This window comes from Streptomyces sp. NPDC101225, assembly GCF_044767585.1.
Classification (GTDB): domain Bacteria; phylum Actinomycetota; class Actinomycetes; order Streptomycetales; family Streptomycetaceae; genus Streptomyces.
This window is the reverse complement of record NZ_JBIWOE010000016.1, coordinates 1-15,722: the sequence shown is the minus strand read 5'-3', so window position 1 is coordinate 15,722 and position 15,722 is coordinate 1. Positions and strand designations below refer to the sequence as shown.

The window sequence follows — 15,722 nt, the reverse complement described above, 5'->3', positions numbered from 1 at the left end:
CCGTATGCGACGGGTAGTCATCACGGGACTCGGACCCGTGTCGAGCATCGGTATTGGGGCGTCCGCATATGACGAGGCGCTGCGTTCGGGCGTGAACGGAGTTTCGCCGATCGCCTGTTTCGACTCGACTGGCTTTCCCTACTTCATGGCCGGTGAAGTGCACGAATTCCGGCCGACGGAATTGGTGCGACGGCTGTCCGTCGACGAATGGGGACGCACCAGTCTTTTCGCGGCCTCCGCGGCCCGCCTCGCGGTCGCGGACGCCGGGATCGACGAGGAGGAACTGGCCGCCTCCCGCGCCGGGTCGAGCATGGGCACGACCGGCGGCGAGTCGCAGGTGCTGGAGCGGCTGACGGGCGACGCGCTGGAGCAGGGCGTCCACCGGCTCGACGCCGGGCTGGTCCGCCAGGTCTCCAGCGCCCGCCTCTCGCAGGCGGTCAACCGCGAGCTCGGCCTGACCGGCGAGGCCGTCACGCTCTCCACCGCCTGCTCCGCCAGCAACTACGCGCTCGGCTACGCCTACGACCTGATCAGGACGGGCGAGGCCGACTACATGATCGCGGGCGGCGCGGACTCGGTCGGCCGCTGGTCGCACGCCGGCTTCTACCGGCTGGGCGCGCTCACCGAGAAGGCGTGCTCGCCCTTCGACAAGAACCGGTCGGGGATCATCACCGGCGAGGGCGGCGCGGCGCTGTTCCTGGAGAGCCTCGACTCGGCCCTCGCCCGCGGCGCCCGCATCCACGCCGAGGTGCTCGGCTACGGCGTCAACTGCGACGCCAACCACATGGTGGCGCCGCTGCGGGAGTCCATCGCCGCCTGTATGCGTCTCGCCCACCGCAACGCGGGTGTCGAGGCGAAGGACGTGGACTACATCTGCGCCCACGGCACCGGCACGCCGGCCAACGACCAGGTGGAGGCCGGAGCGGTGGTCGACGTCTTCGGCGAGAGGCCGCCGCCGATCAGCTCCACCAAGTCGATGCTCGGCCACACCATGGGCGCCGCGAGCGGGCTCGGCGCGATCGCGTCGGTGCTCGGCATCACCGGGTCGTTCCTGCCGCCCACGATCAACTACAGCACCCCCGACCCCGAGATGCCGCTGATCGACCCCGTACCGAACGAGGCGCGCCACGCCGACGTGGCGATCGCCCAGGTCAACGGGTTCGCGTTCGGCGGCAACAACGCCATCGTCATGCTCGGGAGGTACTCATGACGGCGACAGCCGCACAGCTGTCCGCCCCCGCCCCGTCCACCGCCCCGCTCGCCCTCGCGATCACCGGGTTCGGTGTGCTCTCCGGCCCCGGGATCGGCATCGAGGCACTCGCGGGCGCGCTCGCCGCCGGGCACGCGCCCGCGGCGGACGTCTCCGGGATGTTCGAGGACCCGCTGCCGCGCCGGCGGGCCCACGCGCTCGTGGACTTCAAGGTCCGCGACCACCTCGGGCGCAAGGGCACGTCCTTCTTCGACCGCAGCACCTCGCTCGCCATGGTCGCCTGCAAGGAGGCGCTCGCCGACACGGACCTGGAGGTCGGCGACGGCAACCGGGACCGGATCGGCATCACCCTCGGCACCACCGCGGGCAGCGTCAAGTCCACCAGCGACTACAGCCGCGACACCTTCGTCCAGGAGCGGCCGTACCTGGTCAACCCCTTGCTCTTCCCGAACGCCGTGATGAACTGCGCGGCCGGGCAGGGCGCGATCCGCTACGGCCTCAAGGGCGTGAACGCCACCATCGCGGGCGGGCACCTGGCGATGCTCAACGTGCTGCGCTACAGCCGCAACCTGATCGGCTGCGGTTACGCGGACGCGCTGCTGGCGGGCTCCGTCGAGGAGTTCAGCCCGCAGGCGGCCTGGGCGGTGCACTACGCCCAGCGCACCGACGGCGGGCACCTGGCCCCCGGCGAGGGAGCGGCGGTGTTCGTGGTGGAGAGCGCGGCCGCCGTCCGGGCGGCCGGGCGCCGCCCCGACGCGGAGATCCTCGCGGTGGAGACCGGCGTCTACGACCCCCCGGGGACCGACCGGTTCGTCGAGGGTCTGACGTCCTGCCTGGCCCGCGCCCTGCAGAGGGCGGGCGTGCGGGCGGACGAGGTGAGCACCGCGGCCACCGCGGCGAGCGGGATGCCCCGCTTCGACGAGGCCGAGGAGGCCGCCGTCACCGCCGTCCTCGGGGCCGGCCCCGAGCGGCTGCGGATCAAGGAGGTGACGGGCGAGGCGTTCAGCGCGTCCGGAGCCTTCCAGCTCGCCGCGCTGCTGGCCCGCCACCGCACACAGCCCGCGCGCGACGGCGAGCTGTCGGTGATCACCACCCTGGGCGCGGACGGCGCCGCCGGTGCCGCGGTCGTCAGGGGGTGGAGCCGTGCCGACGGCGATCACGGGTAGCGCGATGATCAGCTGCCTGGGCGACCTCGACGCGACCTTCGAGGCCCTGCTGGAGGGCCGCAGCGGCGTGGGGCCGCTGCGGTGCGGCGACCCGGACCGGCTCAACGTCCGCAACGCCTACCCGATCACCGAGGGGGACGGTGCCGACGCGGGCACCCCCCGCCTCGCCGCGGGCTGGCTCGCCCGCACCGTCGCCGCCGCCCTCGCCGACGCCGGTGTCGATCCGGCGCGGCGGCGGGTCGCCGTCGTCGTGGGCACCGGGCTGCGGGAGCTGCGCGCGGTCGAGCAGTGGCACGCCGACGGGGCCGGACTGCGGCTGGCCCAGCTGCACTTCGCCGCGGCGGTGCGCTCCGTCGCGCCGGAGGTCACCGAGGTGCACACGCTGGCCAACGCCTGCGCCGCCTCCGGCTACGCGCTGGCGCTCGCCGCCGACCTGCTCGAACTCGGGGAGGCCGACGCGGTGGTGGCGGCCGGCTGCGACACCATGACGGAGAGCATGCTCGCCATGATCGGGCGGGTCGGCACGGCCACGGCCGACATGGTCCGCCCGTTCGACGCGGACCGCGACGGTGTGCTGCTCGGCGAGGGCGCGGTCGCCGTCGTACTGGAACGGCAGGACGAACTCCCGGACGGCAGGCGCCCGTCGGCGCTGCTGCGGGGCGTCGGGCTGGGCTGCGACGCGCATCACGAGACCGCGCCCGACCGGGCCGGCATCGTCGCCACCATCCGGGACGCGCACGCGCGTGCGGGGGTGAAGCCGGACGAGATCGGCCTCGTCGTCGCCCACGGCACCTCCACCGCCCTGAACGACCCCACCGAAGCGGCCGCGTTGCAGGAGGCCTTCGGACGCGAAGCCACCGAGGAGGCGGGCGGCCCGCTCGTCACCGCAGTCAAGGGCGCCGTCGGGCACACCTCCGGCGGTGCGGCCCTGATGAGCCTGCTGGTCGCGGTGGCCGCCCTCGACGCCGGTCTCGTGCCGCCGGTCACCGGACTGCGCACCCCCGTCGCCGAGGCCGCCACGCTGGGCCTGGTCCGCGGGAAGCCCGCGCCGACCGACGCCCGGCTCGCGCAGGTCAACGCCTTCGGGTTCGGCGGGGTCAACGCCGTCATGATCGTGGAGGCCGTCCGATGACCGCCGTCCCCCGCACCCTCGACCTGGCCGGCTGGTCCGTGCACGTCCCCGGGCTGTCCGCGGCGGACCTGCCCGGCTCGCCCGGGAGCCCCGCCTGCCCGCCCGAGGACGCCAAGGAGGTGCTCGGCCGCAAGGGACTGCTCGGCAAGGAGCCCGCCACCCGGCTCGCCCTGTGCGCCGTCCACCGCGCCCTCGGGCTGCCGCCCGGCCCGCTGCCGGCACCCCTGCCCTACGCCCCCGGCACCGCGGTCGTCGTCGCCTCCAACCTCGGCAACGTCGAGACGGTCTGCTCGGTCCTCACCGACGTGCGCGGCCGGGGCGGCTCCGTGGTCAGCCCGCTGGACGCGCCGAACGCCTCCAGCAACGTCATCGCCAGCACCCTCGCCATCCGCTACGGCTTCACGGGGCCCAACCTCGCCGTGTGCAGCGGCGCCACGGCCGGGCTCGACGCGCTCTCGCTGGCCCGGCGCCTGATCCTCGCGGGCCGCGCCCCGCGCGCGGTCGTCGTCGGCGTGGAACCGGCCGACCCGGTCGCCGGCCGACTGGCCGCGCTGCGCGAAGAGGGGCCGGCCCCGCTGGCCGCCGGGGCCGGCTGCCTGCTGCTCGGTGAGCCGGGCGCCTGGCCCGGCGGCACCGGGGTGCGGCTCGGCGCCGTACGACGCACGACCGGGCCGCAGGCTCCGCCCGGTCCGGAGCCGGGCGACTTCTACGGAGCCGCCGGCGTCATCCGCGCCGCCGTCGCCGCCGCCCGCGGCGAGGCGTGCACCATCGGCTGCGGCGACGCCGAGGACGGCTGGGCCGCCGTGGACCTGACCGTCGCGGACGAGGCGACGGAGGTCCCGGCATGAGCTGGACCAAGGTGGCCGCCGACGACACCGGCCTGGAGGTGTGGCGCGGACCCGGCACCGGACCGGCGCTGGTCGCCGCGCACGGCATCGAGGACTCCTGGCGGTGCTGGCAGGCGCTCACCGAGCGGCTGCCCGGACACACCCCGTACGCGCTCCAGCTGCCCTGGCACGGCGGCAACTCCTACGAGTGGCGGCCGCAGGGGTCGCCCGGCGAGTGGCTGGCCCGGGCGCTCGGCCTGGTGCCCGAGCGGCCCGTCACGCTGCTCGGCCACTCCTTCGGCGCCAACGCCATCCTGGAGCACCTGGCCACCGGCCCGGTGGACCCGGAGCTCACGTCGGTCGTCCTCGCCGCCCCCTTCTACCGGCCCGCCGACTTCCCGCTCACCGAGCAGCTGCGCACACGCTCGCTCGCCGCGCTGCGCAAGGTGATCGTCGAGGGGCTGCGGCTGAACCTGGGCCGCCGGTACGACGCGCTCGACCCCGAGGTGCGCCGCCTGATGGTCGACAAGCTCCTGGAGCGCGCCGTACCGGGCGGATTCCCGGTGTTCTACGAGGAGTTCGCGCGCTCCGGGCTCCTCGACCTGACCCGGATCACCGTGCCGACCCTGGTCGTCGCCGGGACCCGGGACGAATCCCTCACCCCGATGCGGGCCGCCGCCCTCGACCGGGACATGCCCGCCGCGACGGTGCGGCTGCTGCCGGCCCTGGGCCACTTCTGCCATGTCGCACAGGCCGGGCCGACGAGCCGCGAGGCCGCCGCGTTCCTGGCCCGTACCCCTCAAGGAGATCCACCCATGCCCGAACTGCTCGACGGCGAGCCCACCAGTTACGTGGGGCAGCCGCGCTACGAAGGCGCCAACATCCGTACCTGGATCGGCTTCAAGCACTTCATGTACCTGGTGGAGGAGTCGGTCCTGCAGTACTTCGCCGACCGCGGCGTGGACGCCAGGACGCTGTACCACACCTACGGGCTCGGCCTGGAGATCGTCGACTCGTCCGTGCAGCTGCCGGTGGCCCTGGAGGCCGGCGAGCAGGTGTACGCCACCGTCGTCTCCGGCCGGGCCAGGCCCGGCCAGGGCGCGCCGTTCACGGTGACCCTGACGGTGGAGCGCGACGGGCAGACCGTCTCCGTGCTCAAGGGCAAGGTGCGCGCCGCCCTCGTCGCGGTCAAGGACGGCTCGGGCAGCGAGCCCGTCCCGCCCTTCCTGGAGCCGTACGTGGTGCCCGAGGTGGCCGCCCTGCACAACGCGGCCGCCGGCAGCCTGCCGATCGCCGAGGGCCAGGACGTCGCCGACGTCCTCGCGCCCGAGGGCTCCGGCGCCTACCTGTGGGACTGGCGCGCCCCCTACTTCTACTGCCACTTCTCCGACCGGCTGCAGCACTCGGCGTACATCCGCACCCTGGAGGAGGTCGTCGACCGCTTCCTGCACGACCGCGGCCTCGCGATCGGGCACCTGCTCCAGGAGCGCGGCTGGATCCCGGTGGTCTCCCGGGCCCGGGTGCAGCTGCTGTCCGACGTCTTCATGGAGGAGACCGTCCACACCGTCTTCCGGGTGGACGAGATCCTGCGCGACACCATGTACACGGCCCGGATGGACTGCTACGTCCGCCGCGGCGACCGCCTGGAGCGGGCCGCCACCGCCACGATCATGCACGGCTACGCCATCAGCCGCGGCGAGCAGGCCGGTTCCGTCGCCGTCCTCGACGACCGGACGCAGGCGGCCCTCCTCGGGGGTGCCGCATGAGCCCGCGCAGGCCGCCCCGGCTGTACTTCTCGCTGCGCAGCCCCTTCAGCTGGATGGCGCTGCGGCGCCTGGAGGAGCGGGTGCCGAACGCCCGGGAGCTCATCGAGTTCGTGCCGTTCTCCGAGCCGGACGCCACCAGCGCCGCGGCGCTTCAGGCCGCGGGCGGCGAGTTCCACTACGTGGCCATGTCCAAGGCCAAGCACCTCTACATCCTCAACGACACCAAGCGGCTGGCCGCCAAGTACGGCTACGCCATGAAGTGGCCCATCGACCAGGGCGACGAGTGGTGGGACCTGCCGCACCTGGCCTGGTTCAAGGCCGGCGAGCTCGGAGCCGAACGCGCCTACTACGACGCGGTGATGGCGGCCCGCTGGGAGCGCGGCGAGAACATCTGCGACCCCGGGAACCTGCGCCGGGTCTGCGACGAGGCCGGCCTCGACGGCGCCCTCCTGGTCGCCGCGCCGGACGAGGAGCACATCCGCAAGCAGGGCCTGGAGGCCCTCATGCGGATCTACGAGGACGACATCTTCGGCGTCCCCTACTTCCGCCTCGGCCGCCACCGCTTCTGGGGCCTGGACCGGCTCGACGACTTCCTGGACGCCCTCGAGGGGACCCTCGCCCCCGCGCCGGACGACCCCCTGGCCGGCGTCCCCGGCCAACTGCGCGAGCGGACCGGCTCGATGGACCACGACACCGCGGGCGGCTGCGGCTGACCGCCGCCGGCTCAGCGAAGGGAGAACAGACATGACCGAACGCCAGGTAGCCCTCGTCACCGGCGGGTCCCGCGGCATCGGACGCGCCGTGGCCGTCCGGCTCGCCGCCGACGGCTACGACATCGCCTTCTGCTACCGCAGCGGCGCCGACGCGGCCGCCGAGACCGAGAAGCTGGTGCGCGAGGCCGGGGCCCAGGTCCACCACGCGCCCTGCGACGTCGCCGACTTCGACGCCGTGCAGGAGTTCGTGGCCGAGACCGGCAGGCGGCTCGGACCCGTCGCCGCGCTGGTCAACTCCGCGGGCGTCGTACGGGACAACCCGATGGTCCTGATGCCGGTCGAGGACTGGCACACCGTCATCGACACCAACCTCACCGGCACCTTCAACTTCTGCCGCTCGGTGGGCTTCGGCTTCATGAAGCGCAAGCAGGGCGTCATCGTCAACATGTCGTCCATCGCCGGGGTCTACGGCCACGCCACGCAGAGCAACTACGCGGCGTCCAAGGCCGGCATCCAGGGCATGAGCGCCTCCCTCGCCAAGGAGGTCGCGCCCTACGGCATCCGCGTCAACGTCGTCGCGCCCGGCTTCATCGAGACCGACATGACCGACCGGCTGCCCGAGAAGGTGCGCGCCGAGGCCCTGAAGTCGATCCCGCTGCGGCGCTACGGCGGCGCGGACGAGGTCGCCGACCTGGTCTCCTTCCTGGTCTCCGACCGGGCCGCCTACATCACGGGCGAGGTCGTCCAGATCGACGGCGGAGTGGCGCTGTGAGCGGAGCGGGCCCGGTCGTGGTGACCGGGCCCCGCCCGCGGGCCACCTCGGTCGACCCGGCCCACACGGTCACGGTGCACTCGCCCACCGAGGTGTCGGTGAGCCGGCTCGTCTCGGCCGACGACCCCTATCTGGAGGGCCACTACCCGGAGTTCACCGTCTATCCGGGAGCCTTCATCGTCGAGTCCGTCTACCAGGCGGTGCTCCATCTGCTCTGGCACACCCGCGGCACGGACGCCTGGGCGCGGCCCGTCTCGGTCGACTCGGTGCGCTTCACCGGCGCGCTGGCCCCCGGCGACACCCTCGACGTGCACTGCGTGTGCACCGAGAAGGCCCCGGACGAGATCGAGGCGACGGCCGTGTGCACCACCGCCGGCAACAAGGCCGCCCAGGTGCGGATGACCTTCGCCCGCACACCGAAGGCGCCGGAGGGCGGCAGCCATGCTTGAGTACGCCGACATCCGCGGCCTGATCCCGCACGCGCACCCGATGCTCCTGGTCGACCGGGTGACGGAGATCCAGCCCTACGACCGCATCGTCACCGTCAAGAACGTGACCGGCAGCGAACCCTGCTACAAGGGCCTGGCACCGGGCGCACCCCACCGCGCCTTCGCCTATCCGCCCTCCCTGCTGATGGAGTCCTGGGGCCAGGGCGCCGCGATCCTGTGGATGCAGCGCGTCCGGGACAAGGAGGGCGAGCAGGCCGGGGCGCCGATCCTCGCCGCGGCCCGCGGCATGCGCTTCGCGCGCGAGGTCTTCCCCGGGGACACCCTGCGGCACGTCGTCCGCGTCGACCAGTACTCCGGCAGCAGCGTCATCATGAGCGGCGCGTCCTACGTCGGTGACGAGCAGGTCGCCGAGATCGGCTACGCCATCGCCGTCCTGCGCCCGGCCGACGGACTGACCTGGGGCGCCGCCTGATGTCCGCGCCCGACGTGGTCGTCACGGGCCTGGGGGTCGTCTCGCCGCTGGGGCACGACGTGCGCTCCTTCTGGCACGGACTGCTGCGCGGCGAGGTCCCGGTGCGGCCGCTCACCTTCCCGGGGGCGGCGATGCCGGGAGCCGTCGCCTATCTGGTGCGGGAGGCGCCCGGAGCCGAACCGGCCGCGGACGCGGCCCCGTCGGGCAGGTCCGGTGCCTTCGCGCTCGCCGCCGCCCGGGACGCGCTCGCCGACGCCGGGCTCGGCACCCGGGGGACCGGCGACCTCACCGACGTCGGCCTGTGCGTGGCCACCGGCAACGGCGACAGCGATCTCCAGGAGGCCCGCCGCGACGGGCGCCGGGAGAGCACCGGACTCGACTGGTACCCGTACGGCACCGCCGGACTGCTCTCGCGCCGACTCGGCCTGCACGGGCCGGGGCTGACGGTCTCCACGGCCTGCGCGGCCGGCGCCTACGCGGTCGCCGTCGCCGCGGAGATGATCACCGAGGGCGAGGCGGACGTGGTCCTGGCCGGCGGCACCGAGGCGGTCTCACGGCCGGCCGTCGGGGCGTTCCTGCGGCTGGGCGCGGGCGACGGCGAGCACTGCCGCCCCTTCGACGCCGACCGCGCGGGCACCGTCTACGGCGAGGGCGCCGCCTTCCTGGTCCTGGAGTCCGCCGGGCACGCGGCGGCCCGCGGCAGGACGCCGTACGCGCGCGTGCTCAGTTCCGGCTGGAGCTGCGACGCCTACCACGTCACGGCCCCGGACCCGGAGGGCACCCAGTCCCTGCGCGCCGTGCGGGACGCCCTCGACCGGGGCCGTGTCGCCCCCGCCGCCGTCGGCGCCGTCCTCGCGCACGGCACCGGCACGCCCGCCAACGACGCCGTGGAGAGCCGGGTCACCGCGCACCTGCTCGGCGAGCGCACCCCCGACGTCCCGGTGACCGCCGTCAAGGCGTCCCTCGGGCACAGCGGAGGAGCGGCCGGGGCGTTCGCCTGCCTGACCGCGGCCCTGGTCGTCCGGCACGGCCTCGTGCCGCCGGTCGGCACCCTGCGCCGCCTGGACCCGGCCTGCTCGCTCAGGGTCGTCAGCGACGCCCCCGAGCCGCCGGCGGCCGGAACGGTCCTGGTCAACGCCTATGCCTTCGGCGGCAACAACATCTCCGTCGCCATCGGCGCACCGGGGGAGGAGAGCCCATGAGGGGCAACGGGACAGCACAGGTCGCGGTCACGGGCATCGGGCCCGTGAGCCGGCTGGGCATCGGCGCCAAGGAACTGGCCGCCGCGCCGACCGTCGCGGGGGCGGCCGGCCCGGCCGGGGGCGCGCCGGAGATCAGGGAGCTGGACAACTTCCATCCGGCGGAGTTCCTCGGCCGCCGCGGCTGGCGTCTGCTGCCGCGGGCGACCCGGATGGCGCTGGCCGCCGCCCGGCTGGCCCTGCCGGGCCAGGACGACCTCGGTGCGCCACCCCCCGAGCGCACCGGGGTCGTCATCGGCACCAACTTCGCCGTCGACGAGGTCGTGGACCGCATCGACCGCACCCTCCTCGCCGAGGGCGTCTCGGGCATCAGCCCGGTCGAGTGCCCCAACTTCGCCGTCAACGTCCCGGTCAGCCAGGTCTCGCTGACGTACGGCCTGAAAGCCTTCAACGTCACGCTGGTCGACCTGCTCACCGCCGGCTGCACCTCCCTGCTGCTCGGTGCCCGCGCCCTGCGCGCGGGCCGCGCGCAGGCGGTGCTCACCGGCGCGGTCGAGGGACTTCCGCCGGACGGCGCCGGGCCGTTGTGCGGCCCCGAGGCCGACGAGGGCAGCGCCTGTCTGCTGCATCTGGAGCCGGCCCAGGCGGCACGGAACCGCGGGGCCCCGGTCCACGGGCTGGTCACCGGCGGCGCGCACCGCATGCTGCCGGACGAACCGGCCGCGGCCGCCCGCGTGCTGGAGTCCGTCCTCGACCGCCTCGGCGAGGAGCCCCTCTCCGCCGTACGCCTGCACGTCCCCTTCTGCGGGCCCGCCGCGCACGCCACGGAGGCCGTCGGCCGCTGGGCCGCCCGGCGTGAGGTCCCGGACGGCGTGACGGTGATCCGCGGCGGCGCGCAGACCGGCGCCACCGGCGTCCTCGCCCTGGCCCAGCACCTGGCCCGCCCGGCGGGCCGACTGCCGTACGGGGACGTCGCGTTCGTGACCCTCGGCCCGCAGGGCCACCTGGTCGCGCTGCGCGTCTCGCGGGACGGGGGCACGCCATGAGCGGGCCCGTCAGCGAGTCCACCCTCTTCGGCGAGGAAGTCGCCGTCCACCGCTTCGCCGCCCCGCCCGCCGCCGCGTTCGTGCACGGCCTGGAGGACGCCTGGGACTGCTGGAACCAGCTCGCCGCGCGCCTCGCCGGGCGGCTGCGGGGCTACCCCCTCGATCTGCCCTGGCGCACCGGCGGCAGCTACCGCTGGCGCAGCCGCGGCGCCGCCGCGCAGTGGGTGGAGGCGGGCGTCGGCCTGGTGCCCGACCCGGTCTCCGTCGTCGTGGCGCACTCCTTCGGTGCCAACGCGGTGCTGCAGTGGCTCGCCGCCGGGGCCCGCCCGAAGCTGGACGCGCTGGTCCTGCTGTCGCCGTTCTACTGGCCGCCGTCGCAGCGCCCCGACTGGCAGACCTTCGACGGGTTCCGCGAGGACTTCGCCACCGTGATGACGATGGGGCTGCGCACCCGCCTCGGGGCACGGGCGCAGACCATGGATCCCGACGTCTTCACCGCGATGGCACGCAAGATGCTCGACGGGATGGGGCCGCAGGCCTTCATCGCCCTGTTCGACCAGTACAGCGCGGCCACCACGCTCGCGCTGCAGGACATCGACATCCCCACGCTGATCGTCGGCTCTCCCCACGACCTCGGACTCGCCGGCGAGCGGGCCGAGGCGCTCCAGGCCGACCTGCCCGTGGCCGAACTGCACCTGGATCCGCGGCTGTCGCACTTCAGCCACGTGGACCAGCCCGACGAGGTGGCCCGGCTGATCCTCCAGTTCCTGGACCGGACCGCGACCACCTCACCCGGCCACGCCCCCACCACCCAACCGCTGCAAAGGAGTTGACCCGCCGTGCCTACGCATGCAGCACATCGGGCGCACGAGACCCGGAGGCCGGGCAACCCGGCCCTGACGATGGTCGCCGCCCTGCTCGGCCTGTTCATCGCCCTGCTGGACGTCACCGTCGTCACCGTCGCGCTGCCCACCATGGGCTCCGACCTGCACGCCTCCTTCTCCGACCTGGAGTGGGTGGCCAACGCCTACATGCTGGCGCTCGCGGTGTTCATCGTGACCGCGGGCCGCCTCGGCGACCTGTACGGGCAGCGCCGGATCTACACCGTCGGCGTCCTGATCTTCCTGGCCGGCTCGCTGATCTGCGGCGGTGCCGGGAAGTACGGTCTGTTCGGCCTCTCGCACATCACCACGCTGCACGCCGGCCGGGTGGTGCAGGGCATCGGCGGCGCGGTGATCATGCCGCTGACGCTCGCCATCATCTACTCCTCGTTCGAGGGCAGGCTGCGCAGGCTCGGCATCATGCTGTGGGGCGCGGTCGGCGGTCTGGCCACCGCGCTCGGCCCGCTGATCGGCGGCGTCCTGGTCGACCACGCCGGCTGGGAGTGGATCTTCCTGGTCAACCTGCCCATCGGCGTCGTCGTGATCGCCGCCGCCACCGGCATCCGCGAACCCGGCCGCGCCCCCGGCGCCGGACGCGCCTCGCTGGACGTGGGCGGTCTGATCACCGTCAGCGGCTCCCTGTTCTGCCTCAACCTCGCGCTCATCAACGGCCAGTCCTGGGGCTGGACCTCGGGCCGCGAGATCGGCCTGTTCACCGGCGCGGTCGCCCTCCTGTCGGCCTTCCTCGCCGTGGAGGCCCGCTCGGCGGCGCCGATCATGAACCTGGCCTGGTTCCGCCGCCCGTCCTTCGGCGGCAGCGTCTTCGCCGGGTTCCTGCTGGGCGCCGGGATGTTCTCGGTGATGTTCTACCTCTCCATCTACCTGCAGAACGGTCTCGGCATGAACGCCCTGGAGACCGGCGTACGGCTGCTGCCGCTGACCCTGATGCTCATCCTGGGGGCCCCGCTCGGCGGGCGCCTCGCCGCCAGGCTGGGGGTGCGGGCCGCGATGGCCGTGGCCTTCGGCCTGATGGCGGCCGGCATCGCCCTGTACGCGCTGGTCGACCCGGCGGGCGACGCCGGTTCGTGGACCCGCCTGCTGCCCGGCCTGCTGATCACCGGCCTGACCCTGGGCATCCTGATGCCGCTGTCCTCGGAGCTGACGGTCGCCGCCGCGCCCCAGGAGCAGATCGGCGTGGCCGCGAGCGCGGGCACCATGTTCCGCCAGGTCGGCAACTCGGTGGGCGTGGCCGTCATGGGCGTCCTGATGACCTCGCGGGCCGACGATGCCGCCGCCGAGATCAGGCGGCAGGCCGCGGGCGGCGCCCTCACCCCCGACCGGATCGCCGCGATCCGGCAGCGGGCCGTCACCGAGGGCCTCCAGCACGGCGTGTGGTTCGCCGCCGCGGTGACGGCCGCCGCCGTGGTCGTCGTCCTGCTCTTCGTCCGCAACCTGCCGCACGCCGCGCAGCAGCAGCCGGCCGCGGCACCGGCGGCCGACGCACATCAGCTGACACACCCCAACTGAAGCCAACCGACAAGAAAGGCGGGGCTCCCATGACCGGCACGACGACCGCGTTCGTCTTCCCGGGTCAGGGCTCGCAGCGGGTCGGCATGGGACGCCACCTGCTCGGCCGGCGGCCCGATCTGCTCGGCACCTACTACCGGGAGGCCGACGACATCCTCGGCATCCCCCTGTCCACGCTGTGCTGGGAGGGACCGGCGAGCGCCCTGCGCAACACCGCGATCACCCAGCCGGCCGTCTTCCTGACCAGCCTCGCCACCCTGGACGTGCTGCGCGACGAGGGTCTCGCGCCGGACGCCGTCGCGGGCCACAGCCTCGGCGAGTACACCGCCCTCGTCGCCGCGGACGTCCTCGACTGGCGCGACGCCCTGCGTCTCGTCCGGCACCGGGGCCGCCTCATGGCGGGCGTCAACGAGCGGATTCCGGGAGGGATGGCCGCCGTCCTCGGCCTGGACCTCGCCGTCGTGGAGGCGCTGTGCGCCCGTGTCACCGCCGAACTCGGCGCGGACGCCGGCGTGGTGGAGGTCGCCAACGACAACGAACCGCGCCAGGTCGTCGTCTCCGGCCGGCGCACCGCCGTGGAGCGGCTGCGCACCGCGGCCGACGCGGCGGGCGCGGTCCGGGCGATCGCCCTGGACGTCTCGGCGCCCTTCCACTCCAGCCTGATGGCCGACATCGAGGCGGAGTTCGCGGCCGCACTCGACCGCGTCCCCCTGCGCGCCCCGCGCGTCCCGCTGGTGTCCACCGTGACCGCCGACCACGTCACCACCGCCGGCGAGATCGCCGTGGGCCTGCGCCGCCAGCTCGCCGGCCGGGTCCGCTGGACCGAGGCCGTGCGCACCCTCACCCGCAGCGGCGTCACCGCCTTCGTCGAGGTGGGGCCCGGCAAGGTGCTGGGCGGACTGTGCCGCCGTATCGCCCGCGAGGCGGAGGTGCACGGCACCGACGACGAGCGCGCGCTGTCCAAGACCCTGGCGCGCTTCGGCGCCGCACCGGCGGAGGTGGTCGCATGAGCACGGCCGAGGCCGGCGCCCTCGGCGAGCGCCTGGCGGAACTGCGGGAGCTGAAGGGCTCGCTGCGCGCGGGACCCGACCCCGCCGCGACCGAGCGCCAGCACGCCAAGGGCAAGCTCACCGCCCACGAGCGCGTCGGACTGCTCCTGGACGAGGGGTCGTTCACCGAGATCGAGCCGCTGCGCCGGCACCGCGCCACCGGCTTCGGCCTGGAGCGGCGCCGGCCGCACTCCGACGGGGTGATCACGGGCTGGGGCACGGTCCACGGCCGGACCGTCTTCGTCTACGCCCATGACTTCCGCATCTTCGGCGGCGCCCTCGGCGAGGCGCACGCCGAGAAGATCCACAAGGTCATGGACCTGGCCGAGCGGACCGGCGCCCCGCTGGTCTCGCTGAACGACGGCGCGGGCGCCCGGATCCAGGAAGGCGTCACCGCGCTCGCGGGCTACGGCGGTATCTTCCGCCGCAACACCCGCTGCTCCGGGGCGATCCCGCAGATCAGCGTGATGCTCGGGCCGTGCGCGGGCGGTGCCGCCTACGCGCCGGCCCTGACGGACTTCGTGTTCATGGTGCGCGGCACCTCGCAGATGTTCATCACCGGGCCCGACGTCGTCCGGACGGTCACCGGTGAACAGGTCACGCAGGACGGCCTCGGCGGCGCCGACGTCCACGCGAGCACCTCCGGGGTGGCCGCCTTCGTCCACGACGACGAGGAGCACTGCCTGGAGGAGGTCCGCTACCTGCTGTCCCTGCTCCCCTCCAACAACCGTGAGCTGGCCCCCGAGCTGGCGTGCGACGACCCGGCGGACCGTGCCACCGAGTCCCTCGTCGACCTGGTGCCCCTCGACCCCGGCCGCTCGTACGACATGCGCGCGGTCATCGAGGAGGTCGTCGACCACGGCGAGTGCTTCGAGGTCAGCGAGGGCTGGGCGACCAACGTCCTGTGCGTGCTCGCCCGGCTCGGCGGCCACGTCGTGGGGATCGTGGCCAACCAGCCCGCCGGCCTCGCCGGGGTCCTCGACATCGAGGCGTCCGAGAAGGCCGCCCGCTTCGTGCAGTTCTGCGACGCGTTCAACATCCCGCTGGTGACGCTGGTGGACGTACCGGGCTTCCTGCCGGGCGTCGGCCAGGAGCACGACGGCATCATCCGCCGCGGCGCCAAGCTGCTGTACGCCTACTGCAACGCCACCGTCCCGCGGATCTCCCTGATCCTGCGCAAGGCGTACGGCGGCGCGTACATCGTCATGGACTCCCGCTCCATCGGCGCCGACGTCGCGCTCGCCTGGCCGTCCAACGAGATCGCCGTGATGGGCGCGGAGGGCGCGGCCAACGTCATCTTCCGCCGCGAGATCGCCGCCTCGGACGACCCCGAGTCGGTGCGCGCCCAGCGGATCAAGGAGTACCGGAGCGAGCTGATGAGCCCGTACTACGCCGCCGAACGCGGCCTGGTCGACGATGTCATCGGCCCCGCCTGGGACTCCCTGCTCGCCAAACTGATCGTCACCGGCGCCACCCGCGAACAAGCCCTCCAGCGCGCCGCCCGCGCCCTGGA

15 protein-coding genes are annotated in these 15,722 nt (G+C 74.1%); all 15 read left to right on the top strand.

Features of this window, described 5'->3' with window-relative positions; genetic code table 11:
• Positions 1-4 precede the first annotated feature (4 nt).
• Positions 5-1,210, top strand: coding sequence for a beta-ketoacyl-[acyl-carrier-protein] synthase family protein (locus ACIRPX_RS22470; RefSeq protein WP_404197314.1), 1,206 nt, complete (start codon positions 5-7; stop codon positions 1,208-1,210).
• Positions 1,207-2,376: a beta-ketoacyl synthase N-terminal-like domain-containing protein gene (locus tag ACIRPX_RS22465; protein ID WP_404197312.1), complete on the top strand. Its 1,170-nt coding sequence runs from the start codon at positions 1,207-1,209 to the stop codon at positions 2,374-2,376. Before ACIRPX_RS22470 ends, ACIRPX_RS22465 begins: the two co-directional genes overlap by 4 nt.
• Positions 2,354-3,508, top strand: a complete 1,155-nt coding sequence (locus tag ACIRPX_RS22460; RefSeq protein WP_404197310.1) for a beta-ketoacyl synthase N-terminal-like domain-containing protein — start codon at positions 2,354-2,356, stop codon at positions 3,506-3,508. The genes ACIRPX_RS22465 and ACIRPX_RS22460 overlap by 23 nt, the downstream gene beginning before the upstream one ends.
• Positions 3,505-4,356, top strand: a complete 852-nt coding sequence (locus ACIRPX_RS22455; RefSeq protein ID WP_404197308.1) for a beta-ketoacyl synthase N-terminal-like domain-containing protein — start codon at positions 3,505-3,507, stop codon at positions 4,354-4,356. The genes ACIRPX_RS22460 and ACIRPX_RS22455 overlap by 4 nt, the downstream gene beginning before the upstream one ends.
• Positions 4,353-6,101 carry an alpha/beta fold hydrolase gene (locus ACIRPX_RS22450; protein WP_404197305.1) on the top strand — a complete coding sequence of 583 codons (1,749 nt, stop codon included), beginning with the start codon at positions 4,353-4,355 and terminating at the stop codon, positions 6,099-6,101. The genes ACIRPX_RS22455 and ACIRPX_RS22450 overlap by 4 nt, the downstream gene beginning before the upstream one ends.
• The gene (locus tag ACIRPX_RS22445; protein ID WP_404197302.1) at positions 6,098-6,814 is read left to right on the top strand and encodes a 2-hydroxychromene-2-carboxylate isomerase; all 717 of its coding nucleotides are present in this window, start codon (positions 6,098-6,100) and stop codon (positions 6,812-6,814) included. Before ACIRPX_RS22450 ends, ACIRPX_RS22445 begins: the two co-directional genes overlap by 4 nt.
• 31 nt (positions 6,815-6,845) lie before the next feature.
• On the top strand, positions 6,846-7,586 hold the full coding sequence (gene fabG / locus ACIRPX_RS22440; RefSeq protein ID WP_404197300.1) for a 3-oxoacyl-[acyl-carrier-protein] reductase: 741 nt from the start codon (positions 6,846-6,848) through the stop codon (positions 7,584-7,586).
• A complete protein-coding gene (locus ACIRPX_RS22435; protein WP_404197298.1) occupies positions 7,583-8,035 on the top strand; it encodes a 3-hydroxyacyl-ACP dehydratase FabZ family protein in 453 nt (150 codons plus the stop codon). The genes fabG and ACIRPX_RS22435 overlap by 4 nt, the downstream gene beginning before the upstream one ends.
• Positions 8,028-8,507: a 3-hydroxyacyl-ACP dehydratase FabZ family protein gene (locus ACIRPX_RS22430; RefSeq protein WP_404197295.1), complete on the top strand. Its 480-nt coding sequence runs from the start codon at positions 8,028-8,030 to the stop codon at positions 8,505-8,507. Before ACIRPX_RS22435 ends, ACIRPX_RS22430 begins: the two co-directional genes overlap by 8 nt.
• Positions 8,507-9,709 carry a beta-ketoacyl-[acyl-carrier-protein] synthase family protein gene (locus ACIRPX_RS22425; RefSeq protein ID WP_404197293.1) on the top strand — a complete coding sequence of 401 codons (1,203 nt, stop codon included), beginning with the start codon at positions 8,507-8,509 and terminating at the stop codon, positions 9,707-9,709. Before ACIRPX_RS22430 ends, ACIRPX_RS22425 begins: the two co-directional genes overlap by 1 nt.
• On the top strand, positions 9,706-10,752 hold the full coding sequence (locus ACIRPX_RS22420; RefSeq protein ID WP_404197291.1) for a beta-ketoacyl synthase N-terminal-like domain-containing protein: 1,047 nt from the start codon (positions 9,706-9,708) through the stop codon (positions 10,750-10,752). Before ACIRPX_RS22425 ends, ACIRPX_RS22420 begins: the two co-directional genes overlap by 4 nt.
• On the top strand, positions 10,749-11,585 hold the full coding sequence (locus tag ACIRPX_RS22415; protein ID WP_404197288.1) for an alpha/beta fold hydrolase: 837 nt from the start codon (positions 10,749-10,751) through the stop codon (positions 11,583-11,585). Before ACIRPX_RS22420 ends, ACIRPX_RS22415 begins: the two co-directional genes overlap by 4 nt.
• A 6-nt stretch (positions 11,586-11,591) precedes the next feature.
• Complete coding sequence (locus tag ACIRPX_RS22410; protein WP_404197285.1) at positions 11,592-13,160, top strand: MFS transporter; 1,569 nt, start codon at positions 11,592-11,594, stop codon at positions 13,158-13,160.
• Between the two features lie 29 nt (positions 13,161-13,189).
• Positions 13,190-14,170, top strand: coding sequence for an ACP S-malonyltransferase (gene fabD, locus ACIRPX_RS22405; protein ID WP_404197282.1), 981 nt, complete (start codon positions 13,190-13,192; stop codon positions 14,168-14,170).
• On the top strand, positions 14,167-15,722 hold a 1,556-nt coding region (locus ACIRPX_RS22400; RefSeq protein WP_404197279.1), incomplete at its 3' end, for a carboxyl transferase domain-containing protein. The genes fabD and ACIRPX_RS22400, both read left to right, overlap by 4 nt.